At 70.7% G+C, this 25,699-nt stretch carries 17 protein-coding genes; 8 read left to right on the top strand and 9 right to left on the bottom strand.

All coding sequences use genetic code 11. From position 1 onward, the window contains the following. Nucleotides 1–102: 102 nt before the first annotated feature. Both AQJ46_RS32830 and AQJ46_RS32825 read left to right on the top strand, forming a co-directional pair. The gene (locus tag AQJ46_RS32830; protein WP_059209016.1) at nt 103–1,857 is read left to right on the top strand and encodes a fibronectin type III domain-containing protein; all 1,755 of its coding nucleotides are present in this window, start codon (nt 103–105) and stop codon (nt 1,855–1,857) included. Between the two features lie 5 nt (nt 1,858–1,862). Then, nucleotides 1,863–4,247, top strand: coding sequence for a PA14 domain-containing protein (locus AQJ46_RS32825; protein ID WP_059209221.1), 2,385 nt, complete (start codon nt 1,863–1,865; stop codon nt 4,245–4,247). A gap of 58 nt (nt 4,248–4,305) precedes the next feature. Here AQJ46_RS32825 and AQJ46_RS32820 read toward each other — a convergent pair whose 3' ends face one another. The 5 genes from AQJ46_RS32820 to AQJ46_RS32800 all read right to left on the bottom strand — a co-directional run bounded on the left by AQJ46_RS32820 (nt 4,306) and on the right by AQJ46_RS32800 (nt 9,602). Further along, entirely contained in the window at nt 4,306–4,752 is a 447-nt protein-coding gene (locus AQJ46_RS32820) for a heat shock protein transcriptional repressor HspR (protein WP_057608848.1), read from the bottom strand. Between the two features lie 5 nt (nt 4,753–4,757). After that, nucleotides 4,758–5,939: a molecular chaperone DnaJ gene (gene dnaJ, locus AQJ46_RS32815; protein ID WP_059209015.1), complete on the bottom strand. Its 1,182-nt coding sequence runs from the start codon at nt 5,937–5,939 to the stop codon at nt 4,758–4,760. 45 nt (nt 5,940–5,984) lie between these two features. Next, the gene (gene grpE / locus AQJ46_RS32810; protein ID WP_059209014.1) at nt 5,985–6,632 is read right to left on the bottom strand and encodes a nucleotide exchange factor GrpE; all 648 of its coding nucleotides are present in this window, start codon (nt 6,630–6,632) and stop codon (nt 5,985–5,987) included. Then, nucleotides 6,629–8,476: a molecular chaperone DnaK gene (gene dnaK / locus AQJ46_RS32805; RefSeq protein ID WP_057608851.1), complete on the bottom strand. Its 1,848-nt coding sequence runs from the start codon at nt 8,474–8,476 to the stop codon at nt 6,629–6,631. Before dnaK ends, grpE begins: the two co-directional genes overlap by 4 nt. A gap of 94 nt (nt 8,477–8,570) precedes the next feature. Beyond that, nucleotides 8,571–9,602, bottom strand: coding sequence for an MraY family glycosyltransferase (locus AQJ46_RS32800; RefSeq protein WP_059209013.1), 1,032 nt, complete (start codon nt 9,600–9,602; stop codon nt 8,571–8,573). A 195-nt stretch (nt 9,603–9,797) separates the two neighbouring features. Between AQJ46_RS32800 and AQJ46_RS32795 the strand changes: the two genes are divergently transcribed. Continuing rightward, nucleotides 9,798–12,080: a (Fe-S)-binding protein gene (locus AQJ46_RS32795; protein ID WP_059209012.1), complete on the top strand. Its 2,283-nt coding sequence runs from the start codon at nt 9,798–9,800 to the stop codon at nt 12,078–12,080. Nucleotides 12,081–12,147: 67 nt separating this feature from the next. Here AQJ46_RS32795 and AQJ46_RS32790 read toward each other — a convergent pair whose 3' ends face one another. Then, entirely contained in the window at nt 12,148–12,639 is a 492-nt protein-coding gene (locus AQJ46_RS32790; RefSeq protein WP_208617023.1) for a nucleotidyltransferase domain-containing protein, read from the bottom strand. Nucleotides 12,640–12,647: 8 nt separating this feature from the next. Then, the gene (locus tag AQJ46_RS32785; protein WP_159064087.1) at nt 12,648–13,604 is read right to left on the bottom strand and encodes a hypothetical protein; all 957 of its coding nucleotides are present in this window, start codon (nt 13,602–13,604) and stop codon (nt 12,648–12,650) included. 114 nt (nt 13,605–13,718) lie between these two features. On the opposite strand from AQJ46_RS32785, the gene AQJ46_RS32780 reads away from it, so the two are divergent. The 3 genes from AQJ46_RS32780 to AQJ46_RS32770 all read left to right on the top strand — a co-directional run bounded on the left by AQJ46_RS32780 (nt 13,719) and on the right by AQJ46_RS32770 (nt 17,648). Next, on the top strand, nt 13,719–15,068 hold the full coding sequence (locus AQJ46_RS32780; protein WP_059209009.1) for an FG-GAP repeat domain-containing protein: 1,350 nt from the start codon (nt 13,719–13,721) through the stop codon (nt 15,066–15,068). 76 nt (nt 15,069–15,144) lie between these two features. Beyond that, nucleotides 15,145–16,578 carry an FG-GAP repeat domain-containing protein gene (locus AQJ46_RS32775; RefSeq protein ID WP_225887449.1) on the top strand — a complete coding sequence of 478 codons (1,434 nt, stop codon included), beginning with the start codon at nt 15,145–15,147 and terminating at the stop codon, nt 16,576–16,578. 113 nt (nt 16,579–16,691) lie between these two features. Then, complete coding sequence (locus AQJ46_RS32770; protein WP_079072512.1) at nt 16,692–17,648, top strand: Yip1 family protein; 957 nt, start codon at nt 16,692–16,694, stop codon at nt 17,646–17,648. 69 nt (nt 17,649–17,717) lie between these two features. Here AQJ46_RS32770 and AQJ46_RS32765 read toward each other — a convergent pair whose 3' ends face one another. Then, nucleotides 17,718–18,188, bottom strand: a complete 471-nt coding sequence (locus AQJ46_RS32765; RefSeq protein ID WP_159064086.1) for a hypothetical protein — start codon at nt 18,186–18,188, stop codon at nt 17,718–17,720. After that, nucleotides 18,185–22,090, bottom strand: coding sequence for a polymorphic toxin-type HINT domain-containing protein (locus tag AQJ46_RS58520; RefSeq protein WP_263972886.1), 3,906 nt, complete (start codon nt 22,088–22,090; stop codon nt 18,185–18,187). The genes AQJ46_RS32765 and AQJ46_RS58520 overlap by 4 nt, the downstream gene beginning before the upstream one ends. A 555-nt stretch (nt 22,091–22,645) precedes the next feature. Between AQJ46_RS58520 and AQJ46_RS32755 the strand changes: the two genes are divergently transcribed. Beyond that, nucleotides 22,646–23,122, top strand: coding sequence for a hypothetical protein (locus tag AQJ46_RS32755; protein ID WP_225887448.1), 477 nt, complete (start codon nt 22,646–22,648; stop codon nt 23,120–23,122). A 55-nt stretch (nt 23,123–23,177) separates the two neighbouring features. Next, a complete protein-coding gene (locus AQJ46_RS32750) occupies nt 23,178–25,394 on the top strand; it encodes a trypsin-like serine protease (protein ID WP_107117376.1) in 2,217 nt (738 codons plus the stop codon). Nucleotides 25,395–25,699 lie beyond the last annotated feature (305 nt).

Raw genomic sequence — 25,699 nt, 5'->3', positions numbered from 1 at the left:
GTGAAGACTTGGCGCGAACACTAGTACAACCAACTTCACACCTGGCGAGTCATGATCACAGCAGCCGCACAACTGCTGTTCCCCGTACGACCAGAGGATCGAATGAAGTCAGCCAGACGGACGACCGCCACCGCCGTCGTCCTCGCCGGCGCCGGCACCCTCGTCACCCTGACGGCGGGCCCCGCCCCGGCGGCCGTGTCGTGTGCCTCGCCCGTGTTCACGCGGCAGTTCTACGCCAACACAAGCCTGTCCGGCACCCCGAAGAAGACGGACTGCGACACCGCGATCGACCAGAGCTGGAGCGGCGCCCCCGTCACCGGCCTGCCCAAGGACAACTTCGGCGTCCGCTGGACCGTGACCCGCGACTTCGGCTCCGGCGGGCCCTTCGCGCTCGGCGCCACCGGCCTCGACGGGATTCGCGTGTACCTCGACGGCGTCCGCAAGATCGACCTCTGGAAGAACGTCTCCACCACGGTCAAGAAGACCGCCAACGTGACGATCCCGTCCGGCAGGCACACGCTCCGGGTCGACTACGCCAACTGGACCGGCGCCGCCAAGGTCAAGGTCACCTACGCGCCCCGCACCTCCGCCGACGTCGACAAGGTCAAGCCGCTGGTCCCGACCGGCACTTCCGTCACGTACGACAAGGCCACCGGCAAGGCCAAGGTCACCTGGGCGAAGAACAAGGAGATGGACCTCGCCGGCTACCGGGTCTACCGGCGGCTCAAGGGGACCTCCTTCCCGGCCACTCCGCTCGCGACGACCGCCCTCACCTCGTACACCGACAGCACCCTGCCGGTGACCGGCGACACCTACTACTACGAGGTCCGCGCCCACGACAGGGCCGGCAACGAGTCGGGCGGCACCGCCGACCAGGCCGTCACCACCGCCGACCGGGTCGCGCCGGGTGTACCCACCATCACGCGCGCGACCGGCGAGGTGCGGCCGGGTGGCACCGGCACCGGCGGTCTCGAGGTCGGGTGGGACGCCGTCACGGGCGCGACGGCGTACCGCGTCTTCCGGGCGGCGACCGAGAACGGCACGTACAGCGCCGTCGGCCGCACCGGGCAGCCCTCCTACCTGGACACCACGGCCGCCGAGAGCACCGTGTACTACTACCGGGTCTCGGCCCTCGACGCGGCGGGCAACGAGTCCGCCCGGTCCGCGCCGCAACAGGGCAGGATCTGGGACAACGACCCGCCGCCTCTCGTCGCCGGGCTGAAGGTGACGCCCACCGAGTACGGCTTCCGTCTGGACTGGGACAAGAGCCCGGCCACGGACCTCCGGTACTACACCGTCCACCGCGGCGAACTCGTCGACGACGAGGGCGACAAGCTCTGCTACGGCAGCCTGGTGGACTACGTCTCGCCCGACGAGACGTCCTACGCGTACACCACGCTGTCCGACGGGGACGAGGTCTGCTTCTTCCTCGACGCGGTGGACGACGAGTTCAACTCCGCCAACGAGTGGAGCGACGAGCAGGTCCACGCCGTGGTCGCCACCGAGCTCGACATGACGCCGAGCGTGCCGACACCGGAGGGCTCGCCACTTCACCTCTCGGTGCTGGGGGCCAGGGGCGACGAAGGCAACTCGCTCTCGTGGTCGGGGCTCGGGGAGGACGCCGTGAAGGGCTTCCGCGTCTACCGCTGGACCCCCGCCACCTCCTCGTACGAGCGGATCGCCGACCTCGGTGGCGGTGTCTCGCAGTACTTCGACACGAGCGCGCGGCGCGGCACCACCTCCTACTACTGGGTCACCGGCGTCCTTGCGGACGGCGCGGAGACCCTGCCCGCGGACGGCTGGGCAGTGACCGCTCCGGCCACCGGTACAACCCTCTCCTCCACCAGCGAGTCGTGATCTTCATGAAGTCAGCCAGACGGACGACCGCCACCGCCGTCGTTCTCGCCACCGCAGGCACCCTCTTCACCGTCGCCGCGACCCCCGCCTCCGCGGCCGTGAACTGCGCCTCCCCCGTGTTCAAGCGGGAGTTCTACGCCAACACGAGCCTGTCCGGCACCCCGAAGAAGACCGACTGCGACGACGCGATCGACCAGTCCTGGAGCGGCGCCCCCGTCACCGGCCTGCCGAAGGACAACTTCGGCGTCCGCTGGACCGTGACCCGCGACTTCGGCTCCGGCGGACCCTTCGCGCTCGGCGCCACCGGCCTGGACGGCATCCGCGTGTACGTCGACGGCGTCCGCAAGATCGACCTGTGGAAGAACGTCTCCACCACGGTCAAGAAGACCGCCAACGTGACGATCCCGTCCGGCAGGCACACCCTGCGCGTCGACTACGCCAACTGGACCGGCGCCGCCAAGGTCAAGGTCACCTACGCGCCCCGCACCTCCGCCGACGTCGACAAGGTCAAGCCGCTGGTGCCGACGGGCACTTCCGTCACGTACGACAAGGCCACCGGCAAGGCCAAGGTCACCTGGGCGAAGAACAAGGAGATGGACCTCGCCGGGTACCAGGTCTACCGGCGGCTCAGGGGGACGTCGTACGGCACCAAGCCGCTCACGACGACCACCTCGACCTCGTACACGGACACCCCGCCGCCCACTGGCGCCACGTACTACTACGAGGTCCGCGCCCGCGACAGGGCCGGCAACACCTCGGGCGGCACCGCCGACCAGCCCGTCACCACCGTGGACACGACTCCGCCCGCGGCGCCGTTCCTGGAGATGGACGTGTGCCCGGACGACCAGCCCTTCGCGGCTCCGGAGCTCGTCACCACCGCCGAGAACCGGGCCGACATCGCCTGGTACGAGCTCCAGCGGCTCGACCCGGTCACGAACGCCTGGGCCACCGTGTACGCCGGCGCCAAGGGCGCGGTCTGCGACACGGGGCAGCCCGCCGACGGCAGCAAGGTCACCTATCGGGGCCGGGCCCGGGACGCCGTCGGCAACTGGTCCGTGTACTCGGCCGCCACCACCTTCACCACCTTCGACATGACCCCGCCGGCGACCGCCGCCGACGCCCGCGTCGAGTACCGCTCGGGCGTGCCGCACCTGGTGTGGTCGGCCGTCGACGGAGCCGCGCGGTACGAGGTCCTCCAGTACGACCCGAAGACCGGCGGCTGGCTCGACGCGCTGCCCGGCGCGGACGGCACCACCACCCGGACCGACGTCGTACCGCGCCAACTGGCCGCCGTCGCCGACTCCTACCGGTACGCGGTGCGCGCTCAGGACACGAAGGGCAACGCCTCCTCGCCGACGGAGGTCACCCTCGCGATGGCCGACCGCCCGGAGGCGATCGCGCCGTACGAGACCACCGCGACCCGCTCCGGCGCGGGCGTGTACGTCTCCTGGGCCAGTGCCGACCCGTGGACCCATGACAGCGCCCCGCTGCTCACGTACCGGATCGAGCGGACTGACCCGGCGACCGGCGAGACCGTGGTCGTGGACAAGTGCGGACCGGACAGCGCGGATCCGTCGGTGGACTGGTGGTGGGCGGGCGATGGCGCTCCCTCCTACGCCGGGCGCCAGGTCCTGCGTGGCACCTGCCAGGACGTCTCCGGCGCCTCCGAGACGACGTACGAGTACCGGGTCGTGACCGTCGACCCCTACGGGAACGCCTCGCAGCCCGGCCCGGCGGCCACCGCGACCACCCCGGACACCAAGCGCCCGGACCCGGTCCGGGACCTGACCGCCGAACAGATCCCGCTCGGCGTGCGCCTGTCCTGGACGCCGCCCGCCGACGACGACGTCTTCACGTACTACGTCTGGCAGGGCGTCACCGACCCGGACACCGGCGAGACGGTGTGGAAGCGCAACTGCTGGAGGGGGGATTCGCTGGCCGAGACCGAGATCCTCTGCCCGACCGTCCCCGACGGCGCGACCCACGTCTACCGGGTGGCCGCCGTCGACGCCCTCTGGGACGAGGGGCCGCACTTCTGGCACACGGCCGACACCTCGGTCACCCTGCCCGACACCCGGCCGCCGGGCTGGACGGGGACCGAGGTCCATGGGGACAGCTACCCGGAGCTGTACGTCGGCTGCTCGGAGAGCTCCGGCCTCGGCGACTGCGCCCGGTTCACGGGTTACCGCGTGGAGCGCTGGGACCCGGCGGCGAACGCCTACACCACCCTGACCGAGGGCCCGGCGGGCGACGCAGACTCCTACATGGACGAGACGGTCAACGGGGACCGGCTGAACCTGTACTACTACCGTGTCGTCCTCGTGGACTCCGCGGGCACCGAGACCGTGGCCCGCTCGGCGGCGTACGGCATCTGGGAGTCCTGGTTCTGATCCCGTCCGCGCAGGGGAAAGGGCCCGGAGATCCCTCCGGGCCCTTTCTCGCACCTGCCTAGTCCTTCGCCCTCTTCGGCCGCCACACCACCAGCGCGCTGGTCTGCTGGACCTCCTGGTACGGCACCAGGTCACGGCGGTACGACGCGTGCACCGCCGCCTCGCGCTGCTGCATGGCCACCGCGGCCCCCTCGACGGCGGCCTGGAGCTCGGCCACCCTCGACTGGAGCGCGGCGACCTGGTTCTCCAGTTCGATGATGCGCTTGATGCCGGCGAGGTTGATGCCCTCGTCCTGCGACAACTGCTGGACGGTGCGCAGCAGTTCGATGTCGCGGGCCGAGTAGCGCCGGCCCCGGCCCGGGCTGCGGTCCGGGGACACCAGGCCCAGACGGTCGTACTGGCGCAGTGTCTGCGGGTGCAGGCCGGACAGCTGGGCCGCCACCGAGATGACGTAGACCGGGGTCTCCTCGGTCAGTTCATACGGGTTGCGTCGACGGCCGTCCATCTCGATCAAGCTCCCTTCGCGGCCTGGAACAGCTCCGCCCGTGGATCCTCACCCACGGTCGCCTCGCGATACGCCTCGAGCGCGTCACGAGCCTTCCCCGACAGCTCGGTCGGGACACTCACCTCGACGGTGACCAGCAGATCGCCACGGGTGCCGTCCTTGCGGACCGCGCCCTTTCCCCGCGCCCGCATGGTGCGGCCGTTGGGCGTGCCCGGGGGCAGTTTCAGCGTGACGGCGGGGCCGCCCAGCGTCGGCACCCTGACCTCGCCGCCGAGCGCCGCCTCCGAGAAGGTCACCGGGACCGTCACCGTGAGGTTGTCGCCCTTGCGGCCGAAGACGGGGTGCGTGTCGACGTGCACGGTGACGTACAAGTCGCCCGCGGGGCCGCCGCGTTCACCGGGCGCCCCCTTTCCGCGCAACCGGATCCGCTGGCTGTCCGACACCCCGGCCGGGATGCGGACCTGCATGGTGCGGGAGGACTTCGCCCGCCCGGAGCCCTTGCAGATCTCGCAGGGGTTCTCCGCGATCAGCCCGCGGCCCTTGCAGTCCGGGCAGGGGTCCGTGAGGGAGAACCCTCCGCCGGAGCCCCTCGCCACCTGGCCGGTGCCCACGCACGTCGGGCACACGCGCGGGTTGCCGTTGGCGTCGCCGGTGCCCGAGCAGGCCTTGCAGGGGGCCTGCGAGGACATCCTGAGCGGGACCGTCGCGCCCTCGATCGCCTCGGTGAAGCTGAGGGTGACCTCGGTGTCGATGTCCTGGCCGCGCCTGGGCTGGACGCGCGTAGTTCCGGAGCTGCCCCGGTTGAACAGGCCCCCGAAGACGTCTCCGATTCCGCCGCCGAAGCCGCCGGCTCCCTGGCCCCCGCCCTGGGCGCCGCCTCCGAAGAGGTCGCCCAGGTCGAAGTTGAAGGAGCCGCCCGCGCCGCCCGGCCCCGGGCGGAAGCCGCCGTTGCCGAACAGGGCGCGGGCCTCGTCGTACTCCTTGCGCTTCTTGGGGTCACCGAGGACGTCGTTCGCCTCGGAGATCTCCTTGAAGCGCTCCTCGGCCTTGGTGTTGCCCTTGTTGGCGTCCGGGTGGAACTCGCGGGCGAGCTTCCGGTACGCCTTCTTGATCTCGGCCTCGGTGGCGTCCTTGGGGACGCCGAGGACCTTGTAGTAGTCCTTCTCGATGAAGTCCTTGGTGCTCATCCTCGACGCGCCCCCTTTCCGGTGTCCCGATCGTTCTCTTCGACCTCAGCCCTCCTCAGGGCCGTTGTCCTTGTCGTCGCCGGCCTCGGAGCCGTCCTCGGCCTTGACCGTCTGCGCGCCCGGCTGCGGTTCGGCCACGGCCACCCGCGCGGGGCGGATGGTGCGCTCGCCGAAGCGATACCCAGGCTGCAGAATCGCCACGCACGTCGTCTCCGTGACGTCGGGCGCATACGAGTGCATCAGGGCCTCGTGGATCGTCGGGTCGAAGGGCTCGCCCTCCTTGCCGAACTGCTGCAGGCCCATCTTCGCCGCGACGGTCTCCAGGGACTCCGCGACGGACTTGAACCCGCCGAGAAGTTCACCGTGTTCCCGCGCGCGGCCGATGTCGTCGAGCACGGGAAGGAGCTCGGTCAGGAGGTTCGCGATGGCGATCTCCTTGACCGTGATCCGGTCCCGCTCCACACGGCGGCGGTAGTTCTGGAACTCGGCCTGGAGCCGCTGGAGGTCCGCGGTGCGCTCTTCGAGCGCCTTGCGCACCTGGTCCAGCTGGGCCGTCAGGCCGGCGATCTGGGCACTTGCGTCCCCGGCCGGGGCCGCCCCTTCCTGGGGGGCGGCCTTCGGCTCGGCGTCGTCGGGGGTGGCGCCGGAGGGGACGTCGGGCTTCTCGTCGAAGCCCGGGGTCTCCTCCGTCACGCGGCACCGTCCTTGCGCTCGTCGTCCACGATCTCGGCGTCCACGACGTCGTCGTCCGCCTTGGCCTGGGAGGCACCGGCGTCGTCGGCGTCACCCGCGCCCTGGGCGGCCTGGGCGTCGGCGTACATGGCCTGGCCGACCTTCTGGGAGACCGCGGCGACCTTCTCGGTGGCGGTGCGGATCTCCGCGGTGTCCTCGCCCTTGAGCGCGGCCTTCAGCTCCTCGACGGCGGCCTCGACCTCGGTCTTGACCTCGCCGGGGACCTTGTCCTCGTTGTCCTTGAGGAACTTCTCCGTCTGGTAGACGAGCTGCTCGCCCTGGTTGCGGCTCTCGGCGGCCTCGCGGCGGCGGTGGTCCTCCTCCGCGTACTGCTCGGCCTCCTGGCGCATCCGGTCGACCTCGTCCTTCGGCAGCGAGGAGCCGCCGGTGACAGTCATCTTCTGCTCCTTGCCCGTGCCCAGGTCCTTCGCGGTCACGTGCATGATGCCGTTGGCGTCGATGTCGAAGGCGACCTCGATCTGCGGGACACCGCGCGGGGCCGGCGGCAGACCGGTCAGCTCGAACATCCCGAGCTTCTTGTTGTACGCCGCGATCTCGCGCTCGCCCTGGTAGACCTGGATCTGCACGGAGGGCTGGTTGTCCTCGGCGGTGGTGAAGATCTCGGACCGCTTGGTCGGGATCGTCGTGTTCCGCTCGATGAGCTTGGTCATGATGCCGCCCTTGGTCTCGATGCCGAGGGACAGCGGGGTCACGTCGAGGAGCAGGACGTCCTTGACCTCACCCTTGAGGACACCGGCCTGCAGGGCGGCGCCGATGGCGACGACCTCGTCCGGGTTGACGCCCTTGTTGGCGTCCTTGCCGCCGGTGAGCTCCTTGACGAGCTCGGCGACGGCGGGCATACGGGTGGAGCCACCGACGAGGACGACGTGGTCGATCTCGTTGATGGAGACGCCGGCGTCCTTCATGACGTTGAAGAACGGGGTCTTGCAGCGCTCCAGGAGGTCCGCGGTCAGCTGCTGGAACTGAGCCCGGGTGAGCTTCTCGTCCAGGTGCAGCGGGCCCTCGGCGGAGGCCGTGATGTAGGGCAGGTTGATCGAGGTCTCGGTGGAGCTCGACAGCTCGATCTTGGCCTTCTCGGCGGCCTCGCGGAGGCGCTGGAGGGCCATCTTGTCCTTGGCGAGGTCCACGCCGTGACCGGACTTGAACTGCTGCACCAGGTAGTCGACGACGCGCTGGTCCCAGTCGTCACCACCGAGGTGGTTGTCACCGTTGGTGGCCTTCACCTCGACGACGCCGTCGCCGATCTCGAGGAGGGACACGTCGAAGGTGCCGCCACCGAGGTCGAAGACGAGGATCGTCTGGTCGTCCTTGTCGAGGCCGTACGCGAGCGCGGCCGCGGTGGGCTCGTTGACGATACGCAGGACGTTGAGACCCGCGATCTCGCCGGCCTCCTTGGTCGCCTGACGCTCGGAGTCGTTGAAGTACGCCGGGACGGTGATGACCGCGTCGGTCACCTTCTCGCCCAGGTAGGACTCTGCGTCCCGCTTCAGCTTCTGCAGGATGAAGGCGGACATCTGCTGCGGGTTGAAGGGCTTCCCGTCCAGCTCCGTCTTCCAGTCGGTGCCCATGTGACGCTTCACGGACCTGATGGTCCGGTCCACGTTGGTGACCGCCTGGCGCTTGGCCACCTCGCCGACCAGCACTTCGCCGTTCTTCGCGAAGGCGACGACGGACGGCGTGGTCCTGGCACCCTCGGCGTTGGTGATGACGGTGGGCTCGCCGCCTTCGAGAACGCTGACGACGGAGTTAGTCGTGCCCAGGTCGATGCCGACCGCACGTGCCATGGTTGATTCCTCCAGCTGACTTGAGTGGAACGGACTCAAGTGTGCACGACCGCCCCGCCGCGGTCAACAGACCTGAGTCGTGTGGACTCAACTCTTATCCGTTCCTTACACGCAACTGGGTCGTGACCTGCGCCGATACGCCGCGCGGTACCAGGTTGGGCTTCACGTTCGGCTTGACGCGAAGCAGTACGAGCACGACCACCAGGGCGACCGCGGCGACCCACAGGGCCGCCGTCGCGGCGATCCACCCGAGGTGCACGAGGGCCCCGACGAGTACCCCGCCGAAGGCCGCGACACCCAGGACGACGGACGCCCCCTGCGGGGTGAGCCCGAGCCGCCGCAGCCGGTGGGCGAGATGGTCGGGGGCGGCACGCAACAGCGGTCGCCCGGACAGGGCCCGGGCGAGAGCGACCAGTACGACATCGGCGGCCACCACCGCGTTCAGCGCGAACAACACCCCCGCGCCGGAGCCGAGTTCCTGCCCCGCGCGGGTCGTCACGGCGGCGGACGCCAGCACGAACCCGGTGAACAGAGCCCCGCACGCGCCGAATCCCACCCGCGCGGGATGCCAGTTGTGCATCAGGAACCCGGTCAGCGCGGCGGCCAGCACGCTCAGCAGGACGGCGACCGAGTCCATCACCTCGGCCGCCGCACAGGCCCCCGCCCCGAAAGCGGTGACGACCCCGACGGTCCCGGCGAGCCCGTCGGCGTGGTCCAGCGCCTTGAACCCGAGGGCGACGAACACGATCCAGCCGGCCGCGAGAAGCCCGGCGGGCACCCCCGTCTCCTCGTACGGCACGACGCACAGCGCCGCCACCGCCGTACCGCCCACGAGGAACCGCGCCTTGACCCGCCGCACGTCGGCGACGAGCCCGAGGAGGGCGACGGCGGCCCCGGCGAAAAGCAGCCGCTCGACCTCGGGCCCCAGGGGTGTGACGCCCTTCCAGTCCCCGACCGCCGCGACCAGACAGGTTGCGGCGGTCACCGCCACACCGCCGGACAGCGGCATGGGTCGCCGCCATCGCCGGTCGACGATCCCGAGGCGCAGGGCGGGCAGCCGCAGCACGGCGGCGAGCACGGCTGCGAGGAGCAGGGCGGAGGTGGCGGCGAGGATCCCATAGAGCACAAGCCCAAATTAGCGGCGTATGCACCAATTCATCACGAATAACACGATCGGGTTTTAAGGTAACCCTCAGCGATTCAGATCACCCTGTGCCCGGCTACAGTGCGGCAGAAGATGGGGGTAGTCTCAGACGGACTGCATAAGTTACCGCTTAGTAATCTCGCTCGTAGAACCCTCGCAGGCCCGAGGAGCCCCGAAATGCAACTCGCCGCGATCATCGTGTCGCTGGTACTGACCGTGGTCGGCGTGGCACTGCTCGCGCGCGCCATCGGCCAGTTCGTCCGGTACTTCAAGCTGGGCCAGCCCGTGCCCGCCGGAAGCAGGACCGACAACCCCTACGCCCGCAGTGTGACGCTGGTGAAGGAGTTCCTCGGCCACACCCGGATGAACCGGTGGGGCATCGTCGGCTTCGCCCACTGGTTCGTGGCGATCGGCTTCCTGACGCTGCCGCCGACTCTCGCGCAGGCGTTCGGCCAGCTCTTCAAGGCCGACTGGGTGCTGCCGGTCATCGGTGAGTTCCTGCCGTTCGAGATGTACACCGAGTTCATCGGTGTCATGACCGTGCTCGGCATCGCCGCGCTCATCGTGATCCGCCTGCTGAGCCTGCCCTCGCGCCCCGGCCGCAAGTCCCGCTTCGCGGGCTCCAAGGCGGGTCAGGCGTACTTCGTCGAGTACGTCATCCTCACCATCGGCCTCGCCATCTACGTGCTGCGCGGCCTCGAGGGCGCGCTGCACCACGTGGAGGGCTACGAGGCCGGGTACTTCGCCTCGTACCCGCTGGTGCTGGCCTTCAAGGGCCTGAGCGTCTCCGCGCTGCAGAACCTCGTCTACCTGGTCGCGACGATCAAGATCGGCACGTCCTTCGTGTGGATGATCGTCGTCTCGCTCAACACCAACATGGGTGTGGCCTGGCACCGCTTCCTGGCCTTCCCGAACATCTGGTTCAAGCGCAACGCGACCGGTGAGACGGCCCTCGGCGGCCTCCAGCCGATGACGAGCGGCGGCAAGCCGATCGACTTCACCGACCCCGGTGACGACGACGTCTTCGGCGTCTCCCAGGTCGAGCAGTTCTCCTGGAAGGGCCTGCTGGACTTCTCCACCTGCACCGAGTGCGGCCGCTGCCAGTCGCAGTGCCCCGCGTGGAACACCGGCAAGCCGCTCTCCCCCAAGCTCCTGATCATGTCCCTGCGCGACCACGCGCACGCCAAGGCCCCGTACCTGCTGGCCGGCGGCGGCAAGACGATGGAGGGCGAGGAGAAGGCGTCCGAGGAGCAGCTGGCCGGTGTGCCCGCGTCCGCTCTCGCCGAGGCCGAGCGCCCGCTGATCGGCACGGCCGAGGAGAACGGCGTCATCGACCCGGACGTCCTGTGGTCCTGCACCACCTGCGGCGCCTGTGTCGAGCAGTGCCCCGTCGACATCGAGCACGTCGACCACATCGTCGACATGCGCCGCTACCAGGTGATGATCGAGAGCGCGTTCCCGTCCGAGGCGGGCACCATGCTCAAGAACCTGGAGAAGAAGGGCAACCCCTGGGGCCTGGCGAAGAAGCAGCGCCTGGAGTGGCTCAAGGAGGTCGAGTTCGAGGTCCCGGTCGTCGGCCAGGACATCGAGGACCTCACCGAGGTCGAGTACCTGTACTGGGTCGGCTGCGCCGGCGCCCTGGAGGACAGGGCCAAGAAGACCACGAAGGCCTTCGCCGAGCTCCTGCACATCGCGGGTGTCAAGTTCGCGATCATGGGCGGCGACGAGAAGTGCACCGGTGACTCCGCCCGCCGCCTCGGCAACGAGCCCCTGTTCCAGGAGCTCGGCATGGAGAACGTCATGGCACTGAACATGGCGTTCGGCGAGGAGCTCGACGACGACGGCAAGGTGGTCCCGGAGTCCGCCAAGCCCAAGTCGGCCAAGAAGATCGTCGCGACCTGCCCGCACTGCCTCAACACGATCGGCAACGAGTACCCGCAGCTCGGCGGCGACTACGAGGTCATCCACCACACCCAGCTGCTCCAGCACCTGGTGGACGAGGGCAAGCTGGTCCCGGTCACGCCGGTCGAGGGCATCATCACCTACCACGACCCCTGCTACCTGGGCCGCCACAACAAGATCTACACACCGCCGCGCGAGATCATCGCGGGCGTCCCGGGTCTCCGTAACGAGGAGATGCACCGCCACAAGGAGCGCGGCTTCTGCTGTGGCGCCGGTGGCGCGCGGATGTGGATGGAGGAGCGGATCGGCAAGCGCATCAACAACGAGCGTGTCGACGAAGCCCTCTCGCTGAACCCGGACATCGTCTCGACGGCCTGCCCGTTCTGCCTGGTGATGCTCACGGACTCCGTGAACGGCAAGAAGAACGACGGCAAGGCGAAGGAGTCGATCCAGGTCGTCGACGTCGCCCAGCTGCTGCTGCAGTCCGTGAAGGCCCCGGTCGACCCGGCCGGCGAGGAAGCGGCGGAGAGCGAGCCGGAGCCGGAGCCGGTGAAGTAGCGGTCACCGCAGTGCCGTTCGGAGCCCCCAGGTCCTGTCGGACGTGGGGGCTCCGGCGCGTCGGCGGTCAGAAGTGGGTGGCGATCCCGAAGACCCGCCGGAGCTGAGCCATGTCGTGCCGGTCGCGCTCCGTCGGCTCGTACCCCTGGTGGAAGTAGACCTGCTGCTCGGCCGAGAGACACGGGACGGGCGTCCCGCCGACGGTCCCGGTCACGAAGCAGGAGGCCGGGTACGCGAAGGGCCGCTCCGGCACCCCGGACGCCTGAACGGCGGAACCGTCCCCGGCGAAGACCAGCGGGTGCAGATCGACCTCCCGCCCGTCGGGAGCGGTGACCACGAACCGCACGGGCCGCCAGTCGAGGCTCTCCACGAACCCGGCGGCGGCCAGCGCCGCCACGACGGCCGGCTCCTGCTCCTGCCGGTGCATCAGATCCAGGTCCCGATGGTCCCGGCTCTGCTCGCCGACCAGGGCGTCGATCCCCCACCCACCCCCGACCCAGACCTCCGCGCCGGCCCGCCGCAGCAGGTCCAGGATGTGCAACACGTCGTCCGCGTCCATCACTTGGCTCATTTCTCCCCGATGCTCCGGCCCGCCATGAACATGTGGGTCAGCACCAGGAGTCCGAAACCGCACACCCCGAGCAGTCCTTCCGCCGGGCTCGCCCCGCCGCCCAGCAGCAGGGGGCGCCAGCCGACAAGGACCGCGGTGATCAGGGCGGCGTACACCGTCTGGAGCGGCGCGGACCAGGCCAGCCGCTGAAGTGCCCGGGGGCCTGAAGTGAAGATAAACACCAGGGCGAAGACGCCGACGGTGACCATGGTCAGCACGAAGGCGAGCAGCGCGTCCCGGCCGTTCGCCCCGTCCGGGAACGCCTCCCAGCGCCCCGCGGCGAGTGTCCGCAGGCTCTCGCGCTCATGGACGTACCCGCCGAGCTCCGGCGCGGAGCGGGCCCACAGCACCTCGACCTCGGTGCCGATCCGCGGCTCGTCGTGGGTGTACGCGCGCGTGGCGAGCCGTGCGGGTCCGTCCGGTACGGCGACCACCAGACGGGACGTGTATCCCCGTACGACGTCCTCGGACAGGTCCTCCCGGACCGCACGCGGTCGCTCCACCACCGTCGCCGTGCTCACCCGGCCGCCCGCGTCGCGCAGCGCGGCGACCCGCTCGTCGCCCGTCGTGGCCGTCATGAGCCCGACGAAGAGCGCCCCGCACGCGAAGGTCACCAGCAGCCAGAGCGCGCCGTTGCGGGCCCGGATCCAGCCCGCCGAGTCGAAGGAGAACCCGAGGGCCCGGCCGAGAGCACCACCGGACTCACCGGCCTTCTCCAGGACCACCCGCCCGGGTCCGCGCCGCAGCCCCCACAGCGCCCCCGCCCGCACCACCGCGCACCCCGCCGCGACCGTTCCCCACACCAGCGGCCCGGTCCACGGCCGGGGCGTGGCCGCCACCCCGAGCAGCCACCAGCACGCCACCGCCGCGGCGACCCAGCCCACCAGCCCGCTCAGCCGGACCGTCCAGAGCACCTCGCCCTCGCTCCCTTCACGCGGCTTCTCGTACGCGCACACAGGGCTGTCGCCGCCTGTCGAACAAGTGCATCATTGCCGAGGTCGTTGTCAATGATGCTGACGAGGTGAACGGTGCGCGTGCGGAGAGACCTGACGTCCACCACGCCCCCGGGCGGGGCCCTTCTCACCGCCGTCGCCGCAGCCCTTCTCCTCGCCGCCTGCGGCCCCACCCAGCACACCGGGTCCGCAGACCGCACCCCCGCACGGATCGCCGACGCCCCGGCCCGGCTCCCTGTACCGCAGGGCAAGGGCAGCAGGACCCCGGACGACTTCAACGGCGACGGCCACCGCGACCTCGTCCTGGGCGACCTGGTCAAGGCCCGGGCCCACGAGGACGACCCCGGCATCGGCATCGTCTACGGCAGCGCGCGCGGACTCGTCCCGGGCACACGGCAGTTGATCACCCCGCGCGGACAGGGCGCGGCCACCGACGGCCAACTCCCGGCCCTGTTCGACGCGGAGGCCACCTGCGACCTGGACAAGGACGGCTTCTCTGACCTCGTCGTCTCCACCGACCCGCCCTACGACGGCCAGGGCAGACCCCCGGTCCCGATCCAGCTCCTCTTCGGCTCCCCAAAGGGGCTGACCGGCAAGGCCGTTCACCTCACGGTCCCGCCCGCCGCCCGCGTCGGCGACGACTGGCCCGACCAGCCGGTCTGCGGCGACTTCGACGGCGACGGCGCGAAGGACCTCGTCCTGCACGCGACCGGCGGTCATCTCACCTACCTGCGCGGCCCGTTCACCCGCGAGGGCGCCCCGCGCGAGGCCGGCGCCCCGATCGTCTCGCCGGGTGAGGTCCCCACGGGCCCGGCCGCCGACGTCGACCGCGACGGCTACGACGACCTGGTCGTCCGTACGGCCCAGGGCACCGGCCCCTCCGCCGTGGTCCTCGGCGGTCCGGCGGGCCCGACCCGCACCGGAGCGGTCCTGCCGTCCGGCATCGACGTGGCCCTCGGCGCCTTCGGCCGCGGCAAGGCCCTGGACGCGGCGGTCGGCGGTGGGGGTCCCCCCGCGCGAGCGGATTCGAGCGCGGGGGAGGGCGGAACGTCTCTGCGCTACGACCTCCCGACCGCCGTACACGGAAGCCTGGATGCGGCGGGCTCGGTGCTCGACGCGGCGGACTTCGACGGGGACGGCCGGTCCGAACTGGTCTCCAGCGGCTCACGGCTTCGGATCTTCCAGGGCCGTACGGCCGGTCCGTCCCCGAAGGCGACGGTCACCGTCGAACCCCCCGCCACCGGCACCACCCGGGTCGTCGCGGTCGGCGACTTCGACGGCGACGGCCGGGCGGACCTGGCGGTACGGACGTATCGGAGCGAGACGAAGGACGTCGTCGCGGTGTTCTCCGGTGCGGAGAAGGGGCTGGTCACCGCCGAGCCGTCCGTCACCTTCTCCACCTCGGGCTTCCTGACCGATTCATGACACACGCACAACCCTGACGCACCGGAGAGGGTCTTCCGGGGCACCGAAACATCGGCACCCGAGCAGGAGGACCCGCATGCCCCAGCCGCACCCGAGACGGATGCGACTCACCCTCGCCACGGCCACCGCCGCCGCTCTGACCGGCAGTCTGCTCACCTTCGCCGTCACACCTGCGACGGCCGCGGACACCGACCGCCACCAGGCGGACTTCAACGGCGACGGATACGGCGACGTCGCCCTGGCAGCCCCGTACGCGAAGCTCGGCGACAAGGGATCCGCCGGTTACGTGGCCGTAGTCCATGGCGGCCCGACCGGCCTCGATCCCGCCCACCACACCACGGTCAGCCAGGACAGCGCGGGCGTACCCGACACGGTGGAGGCCGACGACACCTTCGGTTCCGCTCTGGCCGTGGACGACTTCAACGACGACGGCTACACCGACCTCGCAGTAGGAGCACCCGGCGAGGACGGCGGCGAGGGCTCGGTGACGGTCCTGTGGGGCTCCGCGAGTGGCCTCGCGAACGGCACCACGGTCGCGGACCCGGCGCCAGACGCACACGGCGAATGGGGAAGGACACTGACCGCCGGAGACTTCGACGGCGACGGCAGAGCCGACCTCGCAGTGGGCAGCGATTCCCCGCACGCGTACGTCATCAGCGGTGGCGTCTCCGGTCCCGCTCAACGGATCGACGTACCTGAGCAGGCGTACGCCCTCGACGCGATGGACGCGGGCGACACGAACGGCGACGGCAAGGCCGACCTGGTCCTCACCTATCGCACGGACCGGACGACGGACCCGTCGGGCAGCTGGTCGAAGGGCGTCGCGTACCTCGGCTCGCCCTCCGGTCTGGACACGTCGGGGCCGCGCCCGCTGAACGGCGGAACCTCCATCGCCCTGGGCGACATCGACGGCGACGGCTATGACGAGATCGCCCTCGGCAACGTCTTCAGCGAGGAGGACGACCACAGCGGCAGCCTGGGCGGCCGGGTCGTCGTCATCCGCGGCTCGGAGGGCGGCCCGGTCAACGGCGACGCCCCGATGGCCGAACTCACCCAGTCATCCACGGGAGTTCCGGGCGCCGACGAAGCCGGCGACGGCTTCGGGAGCGCGGTGTCCATAGCCGACGTCGACGGCGACGGACACGGCGAGCTCGCGATCGGCGTCGTCTTCGAGGACCTGGGCACGACCGAGGACGCCGGCGCGACGATCGTGATGAACGGCGCGGCATCGGGCGTCTCCCGCGAAGGTGCCCGCACGCTCACCCAGAACACGTCCGGCATACCCGGCGCGGCAGAGGCGACGGACTACTTCGGCTCGGACGTGCTCCTGTCGGACGTCACCGGCGACGGCCACGCCGACCTCACGGTCGCGGCCGGGTTCGAGGACGAGGGCATCGGCGCGGTGACCGCCCTGACGGGAGTGACCACGACGGGGGCACGGACGTTCGGGCCGGGGAGCGTGGGCCGACCGCGGGTGTACGGCGGCTTCGGCACGGGGCTCATCGGCTGAAGTGACGTGAGAGAAGGGAGCAGGGATGCCGGGCGACGCCCTGATGACGCCCTGGTGACCGTACGGCACTACCCTGAGCGGCCCCCGGCTCCCCTCTGACTGTCCCTTAGGGGATGTCACAGCTCGGCAGCAAAGCCGTCCCCGAAACGCCCGGCCGCGCCCGTCACTCTCCAGGACCAGGTACGTTCGAAGACGTGGCTGGATTCAGGATCGGACGCGGCCGGGACAACGGCGCTCCTCACGCGCGACCGCAACAACCTCCGTACGGGCAGCAGGCGCCCCAGGGACAGCCGTACGGCTATCCCCCCGCGCCGCAGCCCCACCCGGGCCAGTGGACCCAGGGCGGCGGCGGGGCCTACGACGAGCCGGAGTACTTCGGCGACGGCGGCGGCGCCCCGCACCCGCAGGGCGGCCACGACCCGTACGCGGCGAACAACCCGGGCCACACGCAGGCGTTCTCGGTCGGTGAGGACCCCTACAACCCGGGCGGCACCTACCGTGCGGGCTCGGCCCCTGCGGCCCCCGTGGGACCCCGCCTGCACTGGAAGGAACTCCTGAAGGGCATCCTGCTCTCCCCCAAGCAGACCTTCCTCCAGATGCGGGACTACACGATGTGGGGCCCGGCCCTGATCGTGACCTTCCTCTACGGCCTGCTCGCGGTCTTCGGCTTCGAGGGCGCCCGAGAGGACGCGATCAACGCCACCCTGTCGAACGCGATCCCGATCGTCCTCACGACCGCCGTGGCCATGGTCCTGTTGGCGTTCGTCCTGGGCGTCGTCACCCACGCCCTGGCCCGCCAGCTCGGCGGCGACGGCGCGTGGCAGCCCACGGTCGGCCTCTCCATGCTGATCATGTCCCTGACCGACGCACCCCGTCTGATCGTGGCCATGTTCTTCGGCGGCGACGCGTCCTTCGTCCAGCTCCTGGGCTGGGCCACCTGGGTGGCGGCCGGCGCCCTGCTCACCCTGATGGTGTCCAGGTCCCACGACCTCCCCTGGCCGAAGGCCCTCGGCGCGTCGGCGATCCAGCTGATCGCCCTGCTGTCGATCGTGAAGCTGGGCACGTTCTAGCATTCCGGCGTTTTCGACGAGAAAGGGCTCCCGGTACCGACCGGGAGCCCTTCTCTTTCCTGCCGCCCGCTACGCTGGGAAATCCCGGTCCAGAACCGACCGCACTTCCCTGATCTCACGCTTCCATCGATCGCTCTTCATGATCTCGCGATCCCAGACGACCACGGGCTCCTCGCCCGTCACGCAGTAACCGTAGATCTGGTCCGCGATGTCGTCCGTGAAGAGGTGGTCGAAGTGAAACGCCCCCTCGAATGTCAGCCAGGCGATGCCCTCCGCGTGCACGGACGCCTTCCGCAGGCACTCCCGCAGTAGGCCGGGGAGGTCCGGGTCGTCCAGGCGCCCCTCCTCGAAGGTGAGGTCGTACGCCTGGACGACAGCGTGCCGGTCCCAGGACTCGGTGGAGACCGGGAAGACACCGACGTCGTCCGGACGCGCGAGGTCGAACGCGCCCTCCGCCAGGGGGGATTCGGCCCGTCCGAGGGTGAAGAGGACGACGACGGCCGGGCCGCTCCAGGTGAGGGCCTCCTGGAGGGAACTCACCACAGGCCCCACTTCGTCATGTTCTTGGCACCCGGCACCATCGAACTCAGAATCTTGCCCTGATAGGGCCCTTCCTTCGCCACGAATATCACCACGACCTTTCCGCCGACCTTCTTGGCGAACCCCTTGGCCTGGGTGCCGCCGATCTTCCAGTCGAACGTCTTCTCCGGCGACGTCAGCACGTGCCCGAAATTGTCCTGGAAGTACTTGACCTGTGAGGCGACGCTTCCCTTGTTGGGAATGAGACCGTCCGTGATCAGGTGCCGGATGGCGTGGCCGCCTCCCTTGTTCATCCCGGTGAAGGCATCCGCGACGGTGTCCTCGGTGAAACCGATCGGGCAACTCGCGTTGTGCACCAGAACAGGGGTCGCGCCCGCCAGCACATAGTACGTATTGAAGTCGGCGACCGTCAGGTTGTGGACCCGCTGCTCCGGCACGGCCCACGCCCGCGTCGCGCCCACCGTCGCGACGGCACCGGTGTCGGTGCGCAGCGCGGCGCCCGCCCGGAGGTCCCCGGCGTCGACCCAGGTGCCCTGGTCGCCGCCTGCCCGGAACGGGTGGTTGTCGGTGGCGACCACCGTGCCCGTGGAGCGCCCGTCGGGACCGGTGACAGTGACGTCCACGAGGTTCTTCGGACCGCTGCTGCCGATGGTCGCCCGGACCCGCTTCGCCTCGGTACGGCCGCTCACCGGGTCGGTGGAGAGGACCTGGTCGCCGACCCGGACGTCCTCGATCTCCTCGGTCAGGCCGCCGGCCAGCAGCACCCGGGTGCCCGGCACGAAGCTGCTCTTCCCGCAGTGGATCTTCTTGAGGAACTTGAGCTTGAGGGCGCTGAGGGCGAGGCCCGTGAGACACGAGGGCTTCTTGGTCTGCAGGCACTCCTCGATCTCCTCGGCACCGACGTACCAGGCGATCAGGCGGTCGAGGGTGGTGCTCGTGATGCAGCCCATTCCGCCGGCGCCGTCACCGCCGCAGACGAGCATCGTCTCGCCCGGCCTCAGTTCCCCGTTCTCCCAGAGGATGGAGCGGTAGTCGACCAACCGCCTCTCCAGTGCCGCGCGCAGCTCGTTGTCGGAGAGCGGCTTGCTGGTCTCCAGCTCGGCCTCCTCCTTGATCTGCGCCTTCAGCTCCGCGACCAACAGGTCGGCGGCGGTCTTCATGGCCTCGGTGGACGCCTTGGCGGCAGCGGCGGCGTCCGCGTCCGCCGCCAGCTTGGAAAGACCGGCCTGATAGGCCGAGTTGTTGGCCTCCAGGGAGTAGCCGTAGGCGATGGCGGCGGAGTGCTGGGCACGTTCGGCCGAGCGGGCAGCCGACTGCGCGTCCGCCCGGGCCGAGGCGGCCGCGTCACGGGCCGTCCGCGCGGACGCGGCCGCCTCGGCGGCGGAGTCCTCGGCCTGGTCGGCGGACTTGTCGGCCTGCTCGGCGTACGCGTTCGCCTTCTTGGAGGACTCGTTGGCCGCGTTGGCCCACTCGGTGGCCTTGGCGGCGTCCTTACGGGCCTCCGCGGCGGCCTTCTGCGCCTCGGCGGCGTCTCTCTGCGCGAGCGCCGCCGACTTGTAGGCGGCCTGCAGCAGGATGTTGACCTCGGCGATGTGGGCGGCGGTGTTGGCGTCCCGCTGCCGCGCCTTGTACAGACCGATCTCCAGGAAGGGGCGCAGCCCGGACGCCGGGCCGGACAGCACTGCCTGCGCCGCGGCCCGCACCTCGGGTCCTCCGGTGGCGAGGGCCTCGCTGACCGCGACGCGGTCGTCGTCCTCCTGTGCCTTGTACTGCCCGGTCTCCAGGAACGCCGCCAGGTCGGCCGCGGTGCCGTCCAGCGCCCTGCTCGCGGCGGCCTTCACGCCCGGCCCGCCCTCGGCGGCGAGCTTGCCGACAGCGACCCGGTCGTCGTCCGCCTTGCCGGGATAGTCACGGGTGCGCAGCCAGGCGCGCACCTCGTCGATCGGCTTGTCCAGCACGTTCAGCGCGGCCTGCCGCTGCGCGGGGATCTCGCTGGTCGTGGCGATGTGGCCGACGCCGGCGCGGTCGTCCTGTTCCATCGCGAGAGCCAGCCTGACGCGCACGAACTCGGCCACGTCGTCGTCGCTGCCCGCGAGCGCGTCACCGGCGGCGTCCTTCACCCAGGTCCCGCCGCTGCTCAGCAGGTTGACCGCGGCCTGACGGCCCTTGGCGGCCGTGACCGACAGGTCGGTCGCCGCCGCGGCCTCCGTCAGCAGTTGCTGCGTCTGCGTACCGAGTTCCTGGATGCGGCCGATCTCCCACTGGGAGGCGGCGACCTTCTCGTCGTGGGCCTCGGCGGCCTCCTCGGCCGCCAGGACTGCCTCGTCCTGCTGCTGGGCCAGCCGCTCGGTGTCCGCCTTGCGAGCCAGCTCCACCACGGTCGAGGCCTGTTCGGCCGCCGTCATCGCCCTGTTCGCGGCCGCGGTGGCCGCGTTCGCCGCCTCGGTGGATGCCTTGGCCGCGTCCACCGCCTTGCCCGCCTCGTCGGCGGCCTTGTTCGCCGCGATCGCCGCGGCCTCGGCGTGCGCGGCGGTCTCGTTGGCCGCGTCGCGCGACTGCCGGGCGGCCGTGGCGGCCTGTCGGGCGTTGGACTGCGCCGAGTTGGCCGCGCGCGTGGCCTGGTCGGCGAGCCGCTTGGCCTTGGCGGCGGCCGCGGCAGCCTCCTCGCCCTTGGCACCCGCCTCGCCGGCCCACCGGCCCGCGTCCGCGGCGGCGGCTGCGGCGGCCGCCGCGTTCGCCCCCGCGCTGGCCGCGGCACCGGCAGCGGTCGCCGCCTGTTCGGCGGCGATACCTGCCTGGTCGGCTGCGTCCGCCGCCTTGCGCGCCCCGGCGGCGGCCGCGTTGGCCTTCTCCGCCGCCTTGCGCGCCGCGTCGGCCCGCCCCGCGTCACCGGCCGCCGCACCGGCCGCGGACCTGGCCACGGCCGCCGCGCTGCCGGCCTGGCCGGCGGCGAAGGCCGCCTGTGCCGCCGCCGAGGCAGCCATCCGTGCCGTTGCGTTCGCCGCGGCGGCCGCCGAGACCGCCGTACGCGCCGCCTGTGCCGCCCGATCGGCGGCAGCCGCCGCCCGCGACGCGGCCGCGGCCGCCCGGCCCGCCGATTCCTTGGACTCCTGCGCCTCCGCCGCCGCTTCCAGCGCCGCGGCCTTCGCGGCCTGGGTGGCCTTCGCCGCCTTGGCCGCCTCTTCCTTGGCTGTCTCGGTCAGCTCCTTGGCCCGCTTCTGCGCCGTGTCGGCGAGTTCGGCGAGCTGGGCGACGGTGATCGTCTCCTGGTCCCGCGCTGCCGCGACCGCCCACCCGTCGTCGAGGAACTCCTGCACGTCCTCGTCCGTGCCGTCCAGTGCCTGGCCCGCGAGCAGCTTCACGTTCGTGCCGCCGGTGTACAGCAGCTTGCCGACCTTGACCCGGTTGTCGTCGGCCCGCGCCTTGTACTGCCCGGTCTTGAGGAACGCGTCCACGTCGTCGGCCGTGCCGCTGAGCGCCGTGTTGGCCGCCTTCTTCACGCCCGGACCGCCGAAGGCCATGACCTGCGCCGCCTGGACGCGCTGGTCCTCCTCGTAGGCCGCGATGTAGCCGTCGTCCAGGAATGCCTGGAGCTCCGCCTCACCGCCGCCCAGCGCGGCGTCGGCCCCGGCCCGCACGGCCGGACCGCCCATGGCCATGATCTGCGCGACCTCGACCCGCAGGTCCTCCAGCTGGGCGGCCGCCAGGTCCACGTCCATGAACGTCTGGACGTCGTCCATCGAACCCAGCAGAGCCGCCTCGGCCTCGCGCCGGACGCCCTGACCGCCGTATTCCCACTCCATGAGGACGGCGGCCCGGTCGTACCCGGGCTCCTCGTCCACCGCCGCGGCGGGGCGCGAATCGATGCCCAGGACCATGAACAGGGCTATCAGCGCTGCCACGGAGCCGCGCCATGCCGGCGCGGTCCGCAATCTGACACTCAACGTGTTTCTCCCTCGCCGAGCACAGGGAGCGAATCCCGTGACAGATTTGCGTACGCCATCACATGCCCCCCGTGCAGACCGTCAATCTTTAACGGCACCTTACATATTTCACACCCAATTCACGGCCTGCTTCGATCCGAGGAGCCCTGTTTGCCCAATTTATTACGCCTCGTCCTGGCATTTTCGTTATCTTTTTTCAACCTGTTCCGATACAACCGTTTGCGAACGTGATCGACCTCACATCAACCCTTCTACTCTCGCCCTATTTAGGAGAGTTCACGAAGTGGACAGGGCTCGCGGGAGCGGGGTTGCATAGCCGCTCAAGCAGTTTTCCGGCAGGTGACCAAGGGGCTATTGCATTGCCGGGAGTGGGGGGCTGCGTATGTATTCAGTGTTCCTTCACGCCCGTGCGCGAAATGCGTTCCCTGCTGTTATTCCTCGCCGGAACAATGAGCCAGGAATGTGATGAAGGGACGTTTTCCCATGCCGTCGAGGTCATATCGCAAAAGACTTATGGGCACAGCCACGGCCGCCCTGGCCGCCGGTGCCCTGGCGTGGACCGCCATGGCGGGCGACGGTGCGCCCGACGGCACGGTGGCAGTGGCCGGCGAGGCTCCCGGATACGCGGTGGAGGACTTCGACTACCCACAGGCGGACAAGATCCTCGCTGAGAAGAACATCCTGCTCAAGCGGGGTGACGGTCACATCACGCTGGCCGACTGCGCGACCGGCACGGGCCAGCTGGAAGTCCAGGCGCGGGACAAGAGCAAGGTCTGCTTCGACGTCAAGGGCACCTCGGGCTGGCTGACCCTGGAGCTGCCGTCGGTCTACCTCATCCGGGGCAACGACTACACGACCGAGGCGGACATGACGGTCGGCGCCGAGGAGCAGTCGTACGACATCGCCAAGAACGCCTGGACCCCCGTGGGCGAGAGCGCGGACGAGCAGGCCCGTGAGTGGACGCTTCTCGAGCTGCGGACCTCCAAGTAGCGCCTTGTCGCGCCTTCCTGACCGATCCGCCACCATCCACCAGGGAACCGATTCCATGACCTACGCCAGACCCGTGCGCCTGGCCGCACTGGCCACGACTTTGACCCTCGGCTGTGCCGCGCTGGCGGCCGCTCCGGCCACCGCGGTCACCGGCCCCGCCGTGGCTGCCGCCGACACCACCTACGCCTATACCGCCCAGATCACCGTCGGAGACCACGACCGCGGCTGTTCGGGTGTCCTGGTCGACCGCGAGTGGCTGCTCACGGCGGCCAGCTGCTTCGTCGCCGACCCGACCGCCGGCCTGAACGTGCCCGCGGGCAAGCCGGCCACGAAGACCACCGCGGTCATCGGCCGCTCCGACCTGACCGGCACCGCCGGTGCGGCGCGCGAGATCGTCCAGCTGGTCCCGCGCACCGACCGCGACGCGGTCCTGGCCCGCCTCAACCGCCCAGTCACCAATGTCAGCCCGGTTGCCCTGGCCACCACCGCACCCACCGCCGGCGAATCCCTCACCCTGGCCGGCTACGGCCGCACCGCCACCGAGTGGTCACCGCTGAGCCTGCACACCGGCACCTTCACCGTGGACTCCGCCACCGCGACGAACGCCTCGGTCACCGGCACCAGCGGCACGGCCGCGTGCATGGGTGACACCGGCGGCCCGCTGGTCCGCGTCAGCGGCGGCACCGCCCAACTCGCGGCCCTCGCCAGCCAGTCCTACCAGGGCGGCTGCTACGGCATCGACACCACCGTGACCAGCACCGCCGGCATCACCACCCGCGTCGACGACCTCACCTCCTGGGTGACCACCACCACCGGCGCCGCCCGCGTCACCGACTTCAACTGCGACGGCATCCAGGACATCGCGATCTCCGACCCGCGGGCCACCGTGGGCGGCGACGCCGGCGCGGGTCTGGTGCGCATCGTGTACGGCGGCGGCAAGGGCACCGCTGAGATCAACCAGGACCTGGACTGGGTCAACGGCAGCTCCGAGGCCGGCGACCGCTTCGGTGAGAGCCTCGCCACGGTCGACTACGACGAGGACGGCTGCACCGACCTGGTCGTGGGCGCCCCGGGCGAGGGCCTGGGCACCGCCACCGACGCCGGCATGGTCGACGTCCTGCACGGCGCGACCGGCGGCCTGGGCACCGGCACCGTGAAGGACACCAACTATCAGCAGGGCGCGGGCAACGCCTCGCTCGGTGCCTCCAGCGCCGAGACCGGCGACCGCTTCGGCGCCTCCCTGGCTGCCGACGTCACCCGCTCCGGCGAGCCGTTCCTGCTGATCGGCAGCCCCGGCGAGGATCTCAGCGGGTTCGCCGACGCGGGCATGGCCGTCTACGTCCACGGCACCACCAACGCCACCATCCATCAGGACAGCGTCGACGTCCCCGGTTCCGCGGAGGCGGGCGACGGCTTCGGCGGTGCGGTGGCGGCCGACTCCAACCACCTCGTCATCGCCGCCCCGGACGAGACCATCGGCACCGACGCCGACGCCGGCAACCTCGCCGTCTTCGACCCCAACACCCTCAACTCCGAGAACCGTCCCACCCCGCGCTTCGGTCTCGACCAGGATCTCGACACGGTCTCCGGCGGCGCCGAGGCCGGCGACGGATTCGGTACCTCGGTGGCGCTCGTGCCCTACCGCCCGTCCGGGACGGCCGCCGCCACCGAATCGATACTGGCGGTCGGCTCACCGGGCGAGGCCCTGACCGTCAACGGCGCCTCCAAGGCCGAGACCGGCAACGTGCTGACCTTCCGGATCACCGCGGCCGGCACCTACACCCAGCTCAACGCCTACCAGTCGGGCACCGCAGACGACGACGTCGTCGGCTCGTCCGAGGCCGGTGACCACTTCGGCCAGACCCTGACCGCGGTCAACACCGCGCCGGGAGCGGTCAGCACCACCGCCACCCTCAAGCTCGCCGTCGGCATCCCCGACGAGGTCGTCGGTACCACCGCGAGCGCGGGCGCCATCACCACCTTCTCCCTCCTCGGCACCCCCGGCGCGAACGACCGCTGGCTGGAGGCCGGCGACGGAGACGGCATCCCCGGCACCCCGGGGGCCAACCAGAAGCTCGGCGCCAACATGCACTACACCGGCACCAGCCTGTACGTCGGCATGCCCAACGGCCCGTCGGCCTACGGCACCCTTCACGCCCTGCCGCTGTCCAACGTCACCGCCGGCGGCACAGTCGCCGCGGTGACCACCTACCAGCCCGGCGCGGGCGTCCTCCCGGCAGCCGGCGACACCTTCGGCTACGCGGCGCGGTAGTCCGTCACCGCTGACCAACACGCAGAGGGCCCTCGACGCACGTCGAGGGCCCTCTGCGGCGAACGCGCCGAGGCTCAGGCGTCGAGAACCTGCCCCGTACGCCTCACGACGGGCGGCTGGACCGACCAGGGGTCGTTGACCTTATGACGGATGTCCGGGACAGTGATCTCCGCAGGTCAGGACCCAAGTGCTGGCGGCGCCTTCACCGCGATTCCTCTCCCCCGGCAGCCGGTCGGGTGCGCAGTCGGATCCACGTCTCGGATACTCGGGACGCTCCAAAGGCTTGCTGTCACTCAGGGCGGCAC

It is taken from the genome of Streptomyces canus (genome assembly GCF_001514145.1).
In the GTDB taxonomy this organism is placed as follows: Bacteria; Actinomycetota; Actinomycetes; order Streptomycetales; family Streptomycetaceae; genus Streptomyces; species Streptomyces canus.
Note: the sequence above shows the minus strand (reverse complement) of the source record. Positions and strands in the feature narration are given on the sequence as shown.